Source organism: Peribacillus sp. FSL K6-5616 (genome assembly GCF_038008245.1).
In the GTDB taxonomy this organism is placed as follows: Bacteria; Bacillota; Bacilli; order Bacillales; family DSM-1321; genus Peribacillus; species Peribacillus frigoritolerans.
On sequence record NZ_JBBOYT010000002.1, the window covers coordinates 49354 to 63823 of the forward strand.

The 14470-nt window shown below is 38.0% G+C and carries 14 protein-coding genes, 1 pseudogene and 2 riboswitches; of the genes and pseudogenes, 11 read left to right on the plus strand and 4 right to left on the minus strand.

Annotated elements, in window-relative coordinates:
- Window positions 1–661 precede the first annotated feature (661 nt).
- The 3 genes from hxlB to MHB45_RS26940 form a co-directional block, all read right to left on the minus strand.
- Window positions 662–1219, minus strand: coding sequence for a 6-phospho-3-hexuloisomerase (gene hxlB, locus MHB45_RS26930; RefSeq protein ID WP_048883468.1), 558 nt, complete (start codon window positions 1217–1219; stop codon window positions 662–664).
- 16 nt (window positions 1220–1235) lie between these two features.
- Window positions 1236–1877 carry a 3-hexulose-6-phosphate synthase gene (gene hxlA, locus MHB45_RS26935; RefSeq protein ID WP_048883467.1) on the minus strand — a complete coding sequence of 214 codons (642 nt, stop codon included), beginning with the start codon at window positions 1875–1877 and terminating at the stop codon, window positions 1236–1238.
- A 522-nt stretch (window positions 1878–2399) separates the two neighbouring features.
- A complete protein-coding gene (locus MHB45_RS26940) occupies window positions 2400–2765 on the minus strand; it encodes a winged helix-turn-helix transcriptional regulator (protein ID WP_048883465.1) in 366 nt (121 codons plus the stop codon).
- 414 nt (window positions 2766–3179) lie between these two features.
- On the opposite strand from MHB45_RS26940, the pseudogene gnd reads away from it, so the two are divergent.
- The 11 genes and pseudogenes from gnd (at window position 3180) to MHB45_RS26995 (ending at window position 13138) form a co-directional block, all read left to right on the plus strand.
- A pseudogene (gene gnd, locus MHB45_RS26945) lies at window positions 3180–4063 on the plus strand (phosphogluconate dehydrogenase (NAD(+)-dependent, decarboxylating)).
- Window positions 4064–4195: 132 nt separating this feature from the next.
- Window positions 4196–4363 carry a hypothetical protein gene (locus MHB45_RS26950; protein ID WP_161802096.1) on the plus strand — a complete coding sequence of 56 codons (168 nt, stop codon included), beginning with the start codon at window positions 4196–4198 and terminating at the stop codon, window positions 4361–4363.
- Between the two features lie 333 nt (window positions 4364–4696).
- A complete protein-coding gene (locus MHB45_RS26955) occupies window positions 4697–4972 on the plus strand; it encodes a hypothetical protein (protein ID WP_048883462.1) in 276 nt (91 codons plus the stop codon).
- A 260-nt stretch (window positions 4973–5232) separates the two neighbouring features.
- Window positions 5233–5338: riboswitch (glycine riboswitch) on the plus strand.
- Between the two features lie 2 nt (window positions 5339–5340).
- Window positions 5341–5463: riboswitch (glycine riboswitch) on the plus strand.
- Between the two features lie 85 nt (window positions 5464–5548).
- The gene (glyA, locus tag MHB45_RS26960) at window positions 5549–6799 is read left to right on the plus strand and encodes a serine hydroxymethyltransferase (RefSeq protein WP_340908177.1); all 1251 of its coding nucleotides are present in this window, start codon (window positions 5549–5551) and stop codon (window positions 6797–6799) included.
- Between the two features lie 15 nt (window positions 6800–6814).
- The gene (locus MHB45_RS26965; protein WP_048883459.1) at window positions 6815–7333 is read left to right on the plus strand and encodes a serine dehydratase beta chain; all 519 of its coding nucleotides are present in this window, start codon (window positions 6815–6817) and stop codon (window positions 7331–7333) included.
- Complete coding sequence (sdaAA, locus tag MHB45_RS26970; protein WP_048883457.1) at window positions 7333–8214, plus strand: L-serine ammonia-lyase, iron-sulfur-dependent, subunit alpha; 882 nt, start codon at window positions 7333–7335, stop codon at window positions 8212–8214. The genes MHB45_RS26965 and sdaAA overlap by 1 nt, the downstream gene beginning before the upstream one ends.
- Window positions 8215–8228: 14 nt before the next feature.
- The gene (gene gcvT, locus MHB45_RS26975; protein ID WP_048883455.1) at window positions 8229–9341 is read left to right on the plus strand and encodes a glycine cleavage system aminomethyltransferase GcvT; all 1113 of its coding nucleotides are present in this window, start codon (window positions 8229–8231) and stop codon (window positions 9339–9341) included.
- 78 nt (window positions 9342–9419) lie between these two features.
- Window positions 9420–9815: a glycine cleavage system protein GcvH gene (gcvH, locus tag MHB45_RS26980; RefSeq protein ID WP_048883453.1), complete on the plus strand. Its 396-nt coding sequence runs from the start codon at window positions 9420–9422 to the stop codon at window positions 9813–9815.
- A gap of 1 nt (window position 9816) precedes the next feature.
- Window positions 9817–11169 (plus strand): aminomethyl-transferring glycine dehydrogenase subunit GcvPA, encoded by a 1353-nt coding sequence (gcvPA, locus tag MHB45_RS26985; RefSeq protein WP_048883452.1) that lies wholly within the window; start codon window positions 9817–9819, stop codon window positions 11167–11169.
- Entirely contained in the window at window positions 11162–12649 is a 1488-nt protein-coding gene (gcvPB, locus tag MHB45_RS26990; RefSeq protein WP_048883450.1) for an aminomethyl-transferring glycine dehydrogenase subunit GcvPB, read from the plus strand. The genes gcvPA and gcvPB overlap by 8 nt, the downstream gene beginning before the upstream one ends.
- A 183-nt stretch (window positions 12650–12832) precedes the next feature.
- Window positions 12833–13138, plus strand: coding sequence for an iron-sulfur cluster biosynthesis family protein (locus MHB45_RS26995; RefSeq protein ID WP_048883448.1), 306 nt, complete (start codon window positions 12833–12835; stop codon window positions 13136–13138).
- 286 nt (window positions 13139–13424) lie between these two features.
- Here the strand turns inward: MHB45_RS26995 and MHB45_RS27000 are convergent, their stop codons facing one another.
- Window positions 13425–14252 carry an HAD family hydrolase gene (locus tag MHB45_RS27000; protein WP_048883446.1) on the minus strand — a complete coding sequence of 276 codons (828 nt, stop codon included), beginning with the start codon at window positions 14250–14252 and terminating at the stop codon, window positions 13425–13427.
- Window positions 14253–14470 lie beyond the last annotated feature (218 nt).

A 14470-nucleotide genomic window follows, 5' to 3' on the forward strand; every position in this document is an offset into this window, starting at 1 on the left:
GGGGTTTTTGGCATAAGCCCGTCGATCAGAAAAGAGGAAAAGTCACTTTGCCGAACGGACAGCAGTCGAAATAGTAAAAACCTACTTAAAAGAATTCTTTCAGTTGAACAATGTCCGTACCAGACTGAAAAGAAGGTAAATGTGTTTGAAATTAAGTTGAAAAATATTGCACCGTTTTGAAAAAAGTTTAACCACTTTATTCTATTATTCTCTTTTTTCTTATTGAGCTAACGGGAAGTTGGATAAGAAGTATGGAAAATGATCCAAACTTTTTTATAAAAGAACGATTCAAATGAATATGTTAAAAGCATGTTTTAATAATTTTTTTTCAAAACATGCTCTATCAATTTGTTATTTTTCAAGGTGATTTGTATTAGCAAACAATAATGGTAAATATGGGCAATGTATAATAAAATAATAGAAAAACAAACATTTCACCTTTATACAAAAAAAGGCAGCCTCACCTAATGGTGAAATCTGCCCGGAATGATATTGATTCATACATAAATTTGGGAAGGCATTAAAGTCTCTAATTCGACAGCTCTTTTTAAGTTATATGTTTCTGTCTAAAGATTTTTTTACCAAAACCTGATTTAGTATGTTCAATTTTTTATAATTTACTAGTCATTCATTTAGGAGTATAAGCATAACTAAGCCTAACCTACTCTAAATTTGCATGTCTTCCAAACATAGTTTGGCCGGCTAATTCCTTTTGCTCCATCACGCTTAATATGATAGAGTCGAATAATAACAAGAGACTTTGCTCGAATAAGGACCCCATAGGCTGTATAGTTTTGTAGTCACTGTCTGCACCAGCCTTAGGCTTGGCAGGTATTTTAATAGCTAAGTCGCTTATTTTTCCAATGGTCGAATCAGGGGAAATCGTGACAACTGCAACAGATGCTTCTAAACCTTTAGCCTTCTCGGCCATTGACACTAAACTTTTTGTCTCTCCTGAACCAGAAGCGATAATTAAAATATCATCTTTTTCTAAACCAGGGGTTACCGTTTCTCCTACTACAAATGCATCTAACCCCATGTGCATCATGCGCATAACAAAAGATTTGGCCATAAACCCAGAACGACCTGCACCAGCCACAAAGATTTTCTTGGATTTAAGTATGTGATCCACCAATTTTTCAGCTTCATCTTCAGATATTAATTCGATTGTCCGATTTAATTCGTTTTCAATTTCAGCTAAGTATTGAGTAGTCTTCATAATTCACATACCTTTCTTAAGCAAAAGTCGCTTGTTTAATTAATTCTTGCATTTTCGCAGCTACTGCTTTTTTATTATCTTGTCCAGTAATACCACCACCTACAATGACAAGATCAGGCTGTGCTTCAATGACTTCCGGCAATGTATCTAATTTAATTCCCCCTGCTACAGCAGTTTTCGCATTCTTAACAACGCGTTTGATTGTTTGAAGCTGTTCAAATGAGTTTTCTCCTTTAGCCTGAAGATCGTACCCTGTATGCACACAAATATAATCAACGCCCAGTGCATCAATTTCGTACGCACGTTTTTCGATATCTTTTACATTGATCATATCAACAAGAATTTGTGTTCCTTGTTTTTTAGCTTCCTCCACTGCACCCTTGATTGTTGCATCATCCGTCGCACCAAGAACTGTGATGATTGAAGCACCAGCTTCAGATGCTTTCATAACTTCATATCCGCCAGCATCCATAATTTTCAAATCAGCCAATACGGTTAAATTAGGAAATGCTGCACTAACTTCTTTTACTGCTCTAAGACCTTCATTAATGACAACAGGAGTTCCAATTTCTACTACATCGACAAATTGCTCTACTTCTCGAACTACTTCTATTGCCTGTGGGATGTTTACAAGGTCTAATGCTAATTGAAGTTTCATAAATACTTCACTCCTTAAATAATTTTTTGTTTGATACTACATTTATTGTATTCTCTAATTATTTAAATGAGAAGTACCCACTTTTATATCATATAGTGTTTAAAAGTATACTGTGTGTAAGGTGAAGAAAGGAAGATAAGTGAAATATACCAAGAGTTGCTTTTAGGAAAATTCGTTGAAGAATTGTGTTTGAAGCCCTATTTATGTAGAAGTTGTTAAAGGGTAATGTGATTCAAAAAGAAAATCGTGGTACTTCTTCTTGCCGGTAATTAAATAGACCGTAAAGTGAGTAGTAAGCAACAAATCTAATACAATAGAGTTCGTATACCGTCCGCCGATATGGGTTAACAGGCTAAAAAAACCACATGGAGAAACCTTTATAAAGGTTTCTCCATGTGGTTTTTAGTGTCCAATTTATTAATTAAAGTTTTTTTCTTAATCTGTCCATAACAAAGATTCGCTTTCAGAAAAGGAGGCATAAAGGATTATTTTCTAATCCTTCATGAGGGAAGCTTTTTTCTCCTAGAGGGATTCTTCTTTTCTATCTGCTTGGTTATTCAAGACTGTCTCCATATACTCACTGCCCCAGTCATACATGGATTCAAGAATTGGCATCAAACTTTCTCCTCTTTTGGTCAGAGAATATTCAACTTTTGGTGGAACAACAGGATAGACTTCACGGTGAACAATTAGGTCATCTTCGAGCTCTCGCAATTGACTGGCGAGCATTCTCTGCGTAATTTCAGGAATCATAGATTTTAGTTCCCCAAATCGCTTGGTTCCTTCTTTGCCCAGATGCCACATAATAAGCATTTTCCATTTACCGCCAATAATAGAAAGTGTCAATTCTTTTTCACAGTAAAACGTCTTGTCACGCAGATGTCCCATTTATTTTCCCCCCAGGTCATAAAATAATAGTGTACTTTATAATACTATATAATAAAAAAGTGCGTACTTACAATTAAAAAATATAGATATTATACTTTTATATACATAGAGGATCATCACCACAAGAACTATTACTTGGTACATCCATTAGAATCTTACTACACCACAATTTTACAATCAAGGAAGAATGCAGGGGGGATTAAATGACTTTTCTACGTAATAAATTTTTAGACAGGAATGCGTTTAAATATCCTAAAACGTCGGAAGTGCATACTGTGACCCTTATTTAAAGCAACAGGGGCTTTAGAAAATAAGGTGAATTTTAATACTAATTAAATCTAACGAAGTTACCAATATGTAAAAGGAAAGAAGCACAAATTAGAAGTACTCTATTCTAAAAAGGAGGCCATCACGATGAAAGTTGGATTAATCGGTTTAGGAAAAATGGGATTAAACTTAGGTCAAAACCTAATTGAAGAAAGCCACGACGTTGTGGCCTATGATTTAGATTCCGGTGCTATAGAAGAAATGGAAAGATACGGAGCGAAGGGAACCACTAATATAGTAGAACTCATTAAATCATTAGAGCAACCCCGAATTATTTGGCTTATGGTTCCTCCAGATTCAGTTGATGTAGTAATTAGTGAAGTGACACCGTTTATAAATATTGGCGATATTTTAATTCAATCTGGAAATTCCTACTATAAGGATACCATTCGCCGGTACAACAGGCTAAAGAGATATGGTGTGAGCTTTATGGATGTCGTGACCTCTGAAGGAAAGGAAGGTGCTCGAAAAGGTGCTTGTTTCAAGATTGGAGGAGACCTTGAAGCTTGGCGCATAGTAGAGCCCATTTTCAGAGATATATCTGTAGAAAATGGATATTTATATGCAGGAAAAGCAGGGAGTGGTCACTTCTTGAAAATGACCCCCAATGAGATTGATTACGAAATGGATGATATCGGGGAAGGATTGGAAATATTAGAAAAAAGGGAACTTGAGTATGATAATGAGAATGTAGCAAGAGTATGGAAAAAGCGATTCGGTTATTCGTCCAGGGCCTATGGATTTAACGGAAAGAGCATTTTCTAAAGATGAAAATTAGAAGAAACTAAATAGAATAGATAAGGAAATCTTCTTGAGAAGGAAAATGGGCGGCCGAGACTGCTTTTGATTTACAAACAGCCACTCCCGTCATCGCCATGTCGTTGATGCGCTATCGTTCATTAGAAATTCACAGGAAAAGAGTAGCCCACTATGCAACGAATTTGGTGGGGCATGCTGTGAGGAAAGTATGAAGTGAGAAGTCACTGGGTTTAAGTAAATCCAATTAGAGGCTCCTAATGTAAGAACATATTATGTTCATTTCCGTCAGATCTAAAATGCAAATGAAAGATGAAAAATTATTCAATCAAAAGGAGGAAAATAGAATGGAAAGAAATAATACAGTTATTTTAAATGAAGTAATAGTAGGTTTATATAGCAATAAAGAATTAGAAATAATGTTAAATAAATTATCAAATTACTATCAAGTTGATATAGCTGATTTTACTGTAAGTAAAGTGAATCCAAATAGCTACAAAGAAATGATTACTTGATTGATAGTAGACTTATGGTCCATTACATGAATACTTAAATTGGTGAACTGAGAGTCATATTAAACGAATAAAGAAGGGTTTTACTTACTCAAACATATTTATCTCATTCAATATGCATCTGGCGTACAGGGAATGGAAAATAACCAATTCCCTGTACGATGCGATTCATCCCTACATATATAAAAATCTCCAAGATTTAAATAGGGATATTGATAAAAAAGGAAATCAAATCAAGGAGATGGAAAGTAATTACCTTACTATTAATACAGGGAAGAGGCGATGGTAACATAGTCGTAGATACTAAAATTGTAAGGTAAAGGGGAAGAATCCAAAATGAGTAAGGAAAAGAAAATCAATCTAAAGAAGCCAAAGAAGTGGTGGGTATGGGTTTTAGCATTTATTGTCATAGCTAATATAGCAAATGGTTGGGACAAAGAGGAAGTTGCTAAAGAAGAGAAGACTAATGAAACCATCGCTGAACCTAAGGAGGAAAAGAAAGAAGAGAAGGAGGAAACTCCTAAACAATCTCTATTGCTGCAAGGATTCTCGCAAATCTCACAATACCTTAATTTTCTCTTTTTCCATACATCAATTGTGTTAAAAATATAGACTTTATGTCCTTTCGCTTTTCTTAGCAACCGTTCAAAAGTGGATCGGCTTAAGCCAAGATATAGAAACTTATTGGGATTCAGAAAAGCAGTTAACAATTTTGATTTTGCATAACAAATAACTTCTAATTTTATGAACTGTAAGAAAGATCTATACCGTCCATGTATAAAATTCTGAAAATAAAGTTTTTTCAGATAATTATTGAAATTTTCATTTAAACCCGTTAACATACAATTATTAATGAAAATTTATATAAGCGGATGATAATTGTGGGAGAGACCGAAGAAATCGATTCGGCACCGAAGGAGCAATTCCCAAAAAAACCTTGGGATAGAAACTCTCAGGTAAAAAGACTACAATTGGACGCACCTCTGGAGAGAGCTGAAAAGCCACCAAAGGGGAATCCTTTTGATGAAAAGAATATTATAAGACAGATTGTTTTGTAATATGTTTCATACCCAAGGTAATCTCTCAGGTAAAAAGGACAGAGGAAAGGTGGGATATTTATCCTGCCTTTCCTCTGTCTTTTTTGTGAGGAAAGGTAGCTTGGAAGAAAATCGAGGAGGATATTTGAATATGAGTCTACAAAACTATGATTCAGAGATTTATAATGCCATGGAAAATGAAAGGGAAAGACAACATAATACGTTAGAATTAATCGCATCAGAAAACTTCGTAAGTAAAGAAGTGATGGAAGCCATGGGGTCTGTCCTCACTAATAAGTATGCAGAAGGATATCCAGGGAAGCGTTACTATGGAGGCTGTGAATATGTAGATGTGGTGGAACAAACAGGTATTGAACGCCTAACCAAGCTGTTTGGTGCTAAGTATGCAAATGTACAACCACACTCAGGTGCACAAGCAAATCTAGCTGTTTTTTATGCGTTGCTTCAGCCGGGCGATAAAGTGATGGGGATGAACCTTTCGCATGGAGGACACTTAACTCATGGTAGTCCCGTCAGCATCTCGGGGAAATGGTTTGATATTGTGTCTTATGGGGTGAGAGAAGATACTCACTTGATCGACTATGATGATCTTGAAGCAATCGCGAAAAAAGAAAAACCAAAATTGATTATTGCGGGGACAAGTGCCTTCCCAAGAACAATTGATTTTGCACGTTTTAAAGAAATCGCCGATCTAGTTGGAGCAAAACTGATGGTGGATATGGCCCATATTGCAGGGCTCGTGGCAGCAGGTTTTCATCCATCGCCAATCCCATATGCGGATGTGGTGACAAGCACAACGCACAAAACTTTACGCGGTCCACGTGGCGGCATCATTTTAACAAATGATGAAGACATGATAAAGAAAATAAATAAAGCTATATTCCCAGGGATTCAAGGAGGGCCACTCATGCACATTATTGCGGCAAAGGCGGTTTCCTTTAAAGAAGCATTGCATCCGAGCTTTAAGATCTATGCCAAACAAATCATTGAAAACGCAGCAACACTTGGCGAAACATTAAAGAAAGCAGGCGCAATTCTTGTTTCAGGTGGAACGGACAACCATATCGTACTTTTAGACGTTCGCCAATGGAATTTAACCGGAAAAGAAGCAGAACGATTACTAGAAGAGGCGGGAATAACAGTTAACAAAAACACGATCCCCTATGATACTGAAAGCCCATTTGTCACAAGTGGCATTCGAATGGGAACAGCGGCTTTAACGACACGTGGTATGAAGCAGGAAGAAATGGTTAAAATCGGAGAAGTGATTGCGGCTGTTTTAAAGAGCAATGGAGATACAGTTGTTCTAGAAAAAGCAAAAGAAACAACAAAAGAGATTTGTGAAGGATATCATTTGTTTCAACAGCCTATAACGGTCTAAGAAGGGAGAAACAACATGGAATTCCAAAGTTGTTTTGACATTATCGGCCCTATCATGGTAGGACCATCTAGTTCTCATACTGCTGGTGTTGTATCAATGGGGAAGTTCATTCATGAACTATTAGGTGGTTGTCCGGAAGAGGCGAACATTATTTTCTACGATTCATTTGCTGAAACGCACCAAGGTCACGGAACAGATAAAGCCCTACTTGGCGGATTACTTGGCATGGATACAGATGATTCCAGGATTAAAAATGCCATGGAGCTGACTAAAGAACATGGTCTAGATTACGAATTTCAATTTGAAGGCAGTTGCCCTTATTTTAAACATCCGAATACAACAGTCGTTACGGCAAAACGTGGGGAATGGCTGGTAAAGGTAGGTGGTGCATCCCTTGGAGGCGGTTTATCAAAAATCTTTATGATTGGCGATAAAATGGTTGATATTCGTTTAAGCACTAGCGATGACTTTTCGGTACTTGCTACACATTACCATTCATATGTTTTGAAAAAAACGTCGTTAGAGGGTGCATGATGGAAATTCGGTCAATGAACGAGCTAATTGAATTTTGTACACACAAACAGAAAACGATTGGTGAAGTCATGTTGATGATGGAAATAGAAAAATCGGGGAGAGATCAAAAGACGATCATCAGCATGATGGAAGAACGGTTATTTAAAATGCAGGAAGCTGTTGAGAGCGGTAAAAAAGACACCTCTACTGCACCAAGTGGCATTTCTGGTGGTGATGCTGTTAAGATGTACGATTATGTGAATCAAGGTAACTCTCTTTCAGGAAGTTATATTAGCGATGCCATGACTTTCTCACTGGCGACATCTGAAAGTAATGCGAGAATGGGAGTCATTGTGGCAACTCCGACAGCCGGAGCAGCCGGTATATTACCCGGAGTATTGTTTTCGCTTCACAAAAATGACGGAACTTCCTACAGAGACTTAGTCATGGGGCTGTTCACCGCAAGTGCCCTTGGGTATGTCATTGCTAACCGGTCCTTTATATCCGGAGCAGCAGGAGGATGCCAAGCAGAGGTCGGTTCTGCAACGGCAATGGCGGCAGGGACCATTGTTGAATTAAAAGGTGGCACACCTAAACAAGCGGTTAATGCAACAGCCATTGCTTTAAAATCACTGTTGGGCCTCGTTTGTGATCCAGTTGCTGGGCTTGTTGAAGTGCCTTGCATTAAGCGAAATGTGATTGGAACATCCATTGCCTTTTCAGCTGCAGATTTATCTCTTGCAGGTGTTGAAAGTCGTATACCATGTGATGAAGTCATTGAAGCCATGTACAAGATTGGAAAGGAAATGCCTCGAACACTTAGAGAAACAGCACTTGGTGGTCTTGCAATGACCGAAACAGGTAAAAGGGTAAAAGAACAGTTATTTAGCAAGAGATCTTAATTGGAGGGGTAGCAATGAGCACAGCAACCGGATTGAAGAGAACACCACTTTTTGAAACATATAAAAAATACGGAGCAAAAGTCATTGATTTTGGTGGATGGGAACTGCCAGTCCAGTTTTCTAACATTTTAGAAGAACATGATGCTGTCCGAAAGGAAGCAGGACTTTTTGATGTCTCTCATATGGGGGAAGTGCTTGTTGAAGGGAAAGGTGCAGAAAGCTATATTAATTACCTTGTTACAAACGATGTAACAAAGCTTAGCATTAATCAAGCACAGTATACCGCGATGTGTTATCCATCTGGCGGGACAGTGGATGATTTATTGGTCTACAAACTGAAAAATGATAAATTTCTTCTCGTGATTAATGCAGCAAACATTGAGAAAGATTACGACTGGATGAAGCAACATGTTAAAGGAGAAGTGACACTTCGTAATATTTCAAATGACATCGCGCTGATCGCCATTCAAGGTCCAAAGGCGGAAGGCATTTTACAAAAGCTAACGGAAATCAATTTATCGGGAATTGGCGTTTTCCACTTTACTCAACATATTAATCTGGATGGCATTACGGACGTGCTTGTATCCCGTACGGGTTACACAGGGGAAGACGGATTTGAGCTTTATTTAGCAGCGGACAAGGCGCCAGCACTTTGGGAAAAGCTTCTGGAAACTGGAAAAGAAAACGGCTTAAAGCCGTGCGGACTCGGTGCACGTGACACTCTTCGCCTTGAAGCACGTCTTTCTCTATACGGACAAGAGCTCACAAAGGAAATCAGCCCTCTTGAAGCTGGAATCGGTTTTGTCGTAAAAACGAACAAAGAAAGTAATTTTATCGGCAAAGCCATACTTACAAAACAAAAAGAAGAAGGGGTAAAACGAATATTAGTTGGAATTGAAATGACAGGAAGGGGCATTCCTCGTCACGGTTATAAAGTGTTTTCAGGAGGGTCAGAGGAAATTGGTTTTATTACATCCGGAACCCATTCACCGTCTTTAAAGAAAAGCTTAGGTCTCGCGCTTGTATCAGCAGAAAATGCTGACCTAGGAACACAACTTAAAGTGGAAATTCGTAAGAAGATGGTTGATGCTATTGTGGTAAAAGCACCGTTCTATAAAAAAGGATAATCCCTTAACCTTGCACGAAAAAGTAAGCACCCTACAGTAAATATTAATAAATTTTATGAGTGAAAGGAAGAAAAAACAATGACAAAAGTGATAGCCAACCTACTTTACAGCAAGGAACATGAGTGGGTACTACAATTAGACGAAAACCGAGTGCGTATTGGAATTTCTGATTTTGCCCAAAAACAATTAGGTGATATCGTTTTTGTTGAAAATCCGGGAGTGGGTGATGAAGTAACGGCTAATGAATCAATAGGATCGATCGAGTCGGTTAAAACAGCTTCTGAAATCTATACCCCTGTATCTGGTAAGGTAGTTCGTGTAAACGAGGAGTTAGATGATGCGCCTGAAATGATCAATGACCAGCCATATGAAGCAGGATGGTTGGTAGAAGTGGAACTATTAAATTCAGAAGAATTACAAGTACTTCTAAATGAAGTTCAATACGAAACTTTTGTGAATGAAGGGGAGGAATAAGATGACAGCGACCTATCGTTATCTTCCTGATACAAAACAAGATCAAGAGGAAATGCTAACCTTTCTTGGAATTTCTTCGACAGAGGAGCTGTTTGAAGATCTACCGGATGATATTCGTTTGGAAGGGGAGTTAAATATCCCTAATGCGATTCCTGAACCACATCTTTTGAAAAAGATGCATCAGCTTGCTTCGCAAAACAAACATGCCAATCACTACCCAATATTTCTTGGTGCCGGTACCTATGATCATTACATTCCAAGCGTTGTGAATCATATGATTTCCCGTTCTGAATTTTATACAGCTTATACCCCTTACCAACCTGAAATTAGCCAGGGTGAATTACAAGCCATTTTTGAATTTCAAACAATGGTTTGTGAGCTGACAGGAATGGATGTTGCCAATTCTTCTATGTACGATGGCTTTACATCCCTTGCAGAAGCAGCATCCCTTGCTGTTGTATCGACAAGACGTTCGAAAGTACTTGTATCAAAGGCGGTTCATCCGGAATCCCGTGCCATCTTACAGACAGTAGCAGATGGTCAAAGGTATGCAGTGGAAGAGGTGAATCTTGCGACGGACTGTACAGACTTAGAGAAACTGCAAGAACAAATCGATCAATACACAGCAGCTGTTATTGTCCAATACCCAAATTTTTTTGGTTCTATTGAAGATTTGAAAGAAATTAAGAAAATTGCCGAGACAACAGGAGCTATGTTGATCGTTAGCGCTAATCCACTGGCATTAGCGCTTTTGCAACCACCAGGTAATCTTGGAGCAGACATTGTGATAGGTGATATGCAGCCCTTAGGGATACCAATGAGCTTTGGTGGCCCGCACTGTGGTTACTTTTCGGTTCATAAAAAGTTTATGCGCAAAATACCCGGACGTATCGTGGGTCAAACAACAGATGAACAAGGCAAAAGAGGATTTGTACTAACATTGCAAGCACGTGAGCAGCATATTCGCCGTGATAAAGCAGCTTCCAATATTTGTTCTAACCAGGCGTTAAATGCACTAGCTTCCTCCATTTGTATGACCGCACTTGGAAAGCAAGGAATTCGCCATATGGCACAGCTAAACTTCGATAAAGCTGATTACATGGCAAAACGTCTTAAAGAAATAGGATGTAAGATTATGAATCAAGCACCATTTTTTAATGAATTTATTGTCGAGCTCCCACTTCCGGCTAAGGAAGTCAATGACAAGCTTCTAAAAGAAGGAATCATCGGAGGATTTGATTTAGACCGTGATTACGGCTTGGGACATCAAATGCTCATTGCGGTAACCGAGCAAAGGACAAAAGAAGAGATTGACCAATTTGTAAATGTATTGGAGGCGATTGTACATGGTTGAATACAACGATATAATCTTTGAAATCAGTCGACCTGGTCGAATTGGTTCAAGCCTTCCAGAAAGTGACGTCAACAAAATCGATTTAAAAGATAAGCTTCCCATGCATTTGATTCGTGACATACCAGCAGAACTCCCAGAAGTATCAGAACTTCAGCTTGTTCGCCATTACACAGCACTTTCCAATAAAAACTATGGGATTGATAATGGTTTTTATCCACTTGGTTCTTGTACGATGAAATACAACCCGAAGATCAATGAAGATGTGGCTCGTTTCGACGGTTTTAGCCGTATTCATCCGTATCAGCCAGCCGAAACGGTGCAGGGAGCACTAAAGCTTTTATATGAATTACAGGAAGATTTAGCTGTAATTACAGGTATGGATGCTGTGACATTACAACCTTCAGCAGGAGCTCAAGGAGAATGGACCGGTTTAATGATGGTTAAAAACTATCATGAACAAAAAGGAGAAACAAGAACAAAAGTACTTGTTCCAGACACAGCTCATGGTACCAACCCTGCCAGTGCATCAGTGGCCGGATATAAAACGGTTACGATTCCATCTAATGAATATGGATTAGTAGATTTGGAAGAATTAAAGAAACATATGGATAATGATACAGCAGCCCTAATGCTGACCAATCCAAACACACTTGGACTTTTTGAAAAAGAAATTGTGGAAATTTCTAAAGTGGTGCATGAATCAGGTGGCTTACTGTATTATGATGGGGCCAATGCCAATGCGATTTTAGGGAAAACAACACCGGGAAAAATGGGCTTTGACATCGTGCACTTAAATCTGCATAAAACATTTACAACTCCTCATGGTGGAGGTGGTCCTGGTGCTGGTCCTGTTGGTGTAAAAAGCAAGCTGATTCCATATTTGCCGGTGCCACACATTGAAAAAGATAAGGATCACTATGTACTGAACTATAATCAACCATTATCCATTGGCCGTGTAAAAGGTTATTATGGAAACTTCGGGATTCTTGTTCGTGCGTATACCTATATTCGTACAATGGGACCTGAAGGCCTACGTCAAGTATCGGAAAGTGCAGTCCTCCATGCAAACTATCTTCGCAAAAGGCTAGAACCATATTTCGAAGCACCTTATTCACAAATTTGTAAGCATGAATTTGTGTTATCCGGTTCAAGACAGAAAAAACTGGGTGTAAGAACCCTTGATATGGCCAAACGGCTGCTTGATTTCGGTTACCATCCACCGACCATCTACTTCCCGTTAAATGTAGAGGAATGTTTGATGATTGAGCCGACAGAAACAGAGTCAAAAGAAACCCTCGATACCTTTGCAGATACAATGATTCAAATTGCTAAAGAAGTAGAGGAAAATCCAGGTGTTGTACTAGAAGCACCGCATACAACGATCATAGGACGATTAGATGAAGTGCAAGCAGCAAGACAACCTATATTGCGTTACACAAAAGAAGAGGAAGCTGTGAGAGAAAATGAAGTGGTGACATAATAAATTTAATTTCAGGTTGTAATGGTCCGTCGGTAATGAATAGGAGAGAACTTGTTTTTTCTTGGGGTTTTCTTCTTGGTGGTTTCAACATCCACTCAATCGTTCTCCTACCAGGCTTATGTTTGTGTAAAATAAAATGTTTGAGGATTAAAAACATGATAATGGAGAGAAGGAGGGGATTTGATGGTTATAACACTAACGAAATCAGCAGTGAACAAGCTGGAAACAATGAAGTTGAAAGAAGATCAATCTCCTCGGATTGATGCCAATATAGCAGGTGGATGTGGGATGTCTATAAAGTTTACGCTTGTTTTTGAAGAACTACGAAGAAACGATACGATTATTGAATATGGTGATATCCAGATTCGAATCGATCGTTTTACAAAGCGCTATTTAGATGAAGAGACACAAATAGATTATACAGAAGAGCATGGCTTTCTTGTGGGAGAAAGCTTTGCTTCAAGTGCATGTTCAATAGAGGTTGATTAATGGTCTTGGTTCTTCCTAATTGTATAGTTTTCTAATCGAACCTATTAATAGAAGAGGTTATAGATTATTAAACTAAGGGGCTGGAGCTAGTCGGACTGCGCTGTTTTACGATTCGGAAGGCAAAGAAAAGATAATAAAAAAACAGCCATTTGGCTGCTTCAGTTTGTAGACAGAGTCCGTTTGTAGGGTCTTTGTCTACAAGCTTTTTTTGTATAATAAAGATAACATTACTTTTTATGGGGGATTGGTTATGTTATCAAAAAGCCGACTAGAAAAACATTTAAAATCAAATCACGGATTTGACTCCTTGTGTATTTAGTAAATCTAAAAGATGACGTACTGCATGGGAGAATCCATCTTCATCATTTGTTTGTGTTATTAAATCAGCCTTTTGTTGAATATTCAGAGGGGCATTACCCATCGCAACGGAAGTGGTTGCTACCTCGAATTGGGCGAGGTCGTTGCCCCCATCACCGAAAGCAATAATCTCATCAAAGGCTAGATTCATCATCTGTTGGTAATGCAATATAGCCTTTCCTTTATGTGTTTCGTTTGAAGTGATTTCAACGTTATTAGGAAAGGAAGAAGCCAACGAAACATCAAACTTATTTGCTAATGTCTTTTTTACTACCTCAATTTTATCTAGTTGATCATACTGTACCAATGCAATTAGTTTATAGATTTTAAGATTGTCTTGATTTAGAATTTCATTGTAATTGTATGTTTGAAAAAGAGTGTCTAGCTCCTCATTGCTTTTATGATGTAATGGAGGCAAAGTGGAAGGGAAACCGCCATAATTTGTATATACGAGAATTCTAACTCCTAATTTTTGCAAAACGGAGAATATCTCTTTATATGTAGACATTGGTAAAGTAACTTCGTACAACAGTTCTCTAGTTTTCGAGTATAAAAGCGAACCATTTAAACAAAAGATTGGAACCTCCATGTTTTGTATAGGTTTAATTTTTACCACATCTGCATAAGATCGACCTGTGTTCAAAATGACCGTATGTCCTTTTTCTTGCAGTTCTTCTAAGGCTTTCAAATCCTCCCCGGATATTTCATGTCGAGAATTCAATAAGGTACCATCTAAATCAATCGAAATACATTTCATTGTTTCAGCCCTTTCCCTAAATTGAAAATTTTTACAATTATACTCCTAAAAAGATTTTGGATTTGGCTATTTTTATTTGTTTTTTTGATAGATAAAAAGATTTGGTTCAAATCTCTAGTTATTTTATCAAATAAAAAACAAAATACCGAACTTCCTAGTTTTTATCATGAAAAGTTCGGCATAAAGTTTATATTCGAATAAAAGGGTATCTTTTGATA

Coding starts and splice junctions, on each gene's coding strand:
- MHB45_RS26995 (WP_048883448.1), top strand. CDS start 12,833: ATGGTTATAACACTAACGAAATCAGCAGTGAACAAGCTGGAAACAATG.
- gcvH (WP_048883453.1), top strand. CDS start 9,420: ATGACAAAAGTGATAGCCAACCTACTTTACAGCAAGGAACATGAGTGG.
- sdaAA (WP_048883457.1), top strand. CDS start 7,333: ATGGAAATTCGGTCAATGAACGAGCTAATTGAATTTTGTACACACAAA.
- MHB45_RS27000 (WP_048883446.1), bottom strand. CDS start 14,252: ATGAAATGTATTTCGATTGATTTAGATGGTACCTTATTGAATTCTCGA.
- gcvT (WP_048883455.1), top strand. CDS start 8,229: ATGAGCACAGCAACCGGATTGAAGAGAACACCACTTTTTGAAACATAT.
- gcvPA (WP_048883452.1), top strand. CDS start 9,817: ATGACAGCGACCTATCGTTATCTTCCTGATACAAAACAAGATCAAGAG.
- MHB45_RS26950 (WP_161802096.1), top strand. CDS start 4,196: ATGGAAAGAAATAATACAGTTATTTTAAATGAAGTAATAGTAGGTTTA.
- glyA (WP_340908177.1), top strand. CDS start 5,549: ATGAGTCTACAAAACTATGATTCAGAGATTTATAATGCCATGGAAAAT.
- hxlB (WP_048883468.1), bottom strand. CDS start 1,219: ATGAAGACTACTCAATACTTAGCTGAAATTGAAAACGAATTAAATCGG.
- gcvPB (WP_048883450.1), top strand. CDS start 11,162: ATGGTTGAATACAACGATATAATCTTTGAAATCAGTCGACCTGGTCGA.
- MHB45_RS26965 (WP_048883459.1), top strand. CDS start 6,815: ATGGAATTCCAAAGTTGTTTTGACATTATCGGCCCTATCATGGTAGGA.
- MHB45_RS26940 (WP_048883465.1), bottom strand. CDS start 2,765: ATGGGACATCTGCGTGACAAGACGTTTTACTGTGAAAAAGAATTGACA.
- hxlA (WP_048883467.1), bottom strand. CDS start 1,877: ATGAAACTTCAATTAGCATTAGACCTTGTAAACATCCCACAGGCAATA.
- MHB45_RS26955 (WP_048883462.1), top strand. CDS start 4,697: ATGAGTAAGGAAAAGAAAATCAATCTAAAGAAGCCAAAGAAGTGGTGG.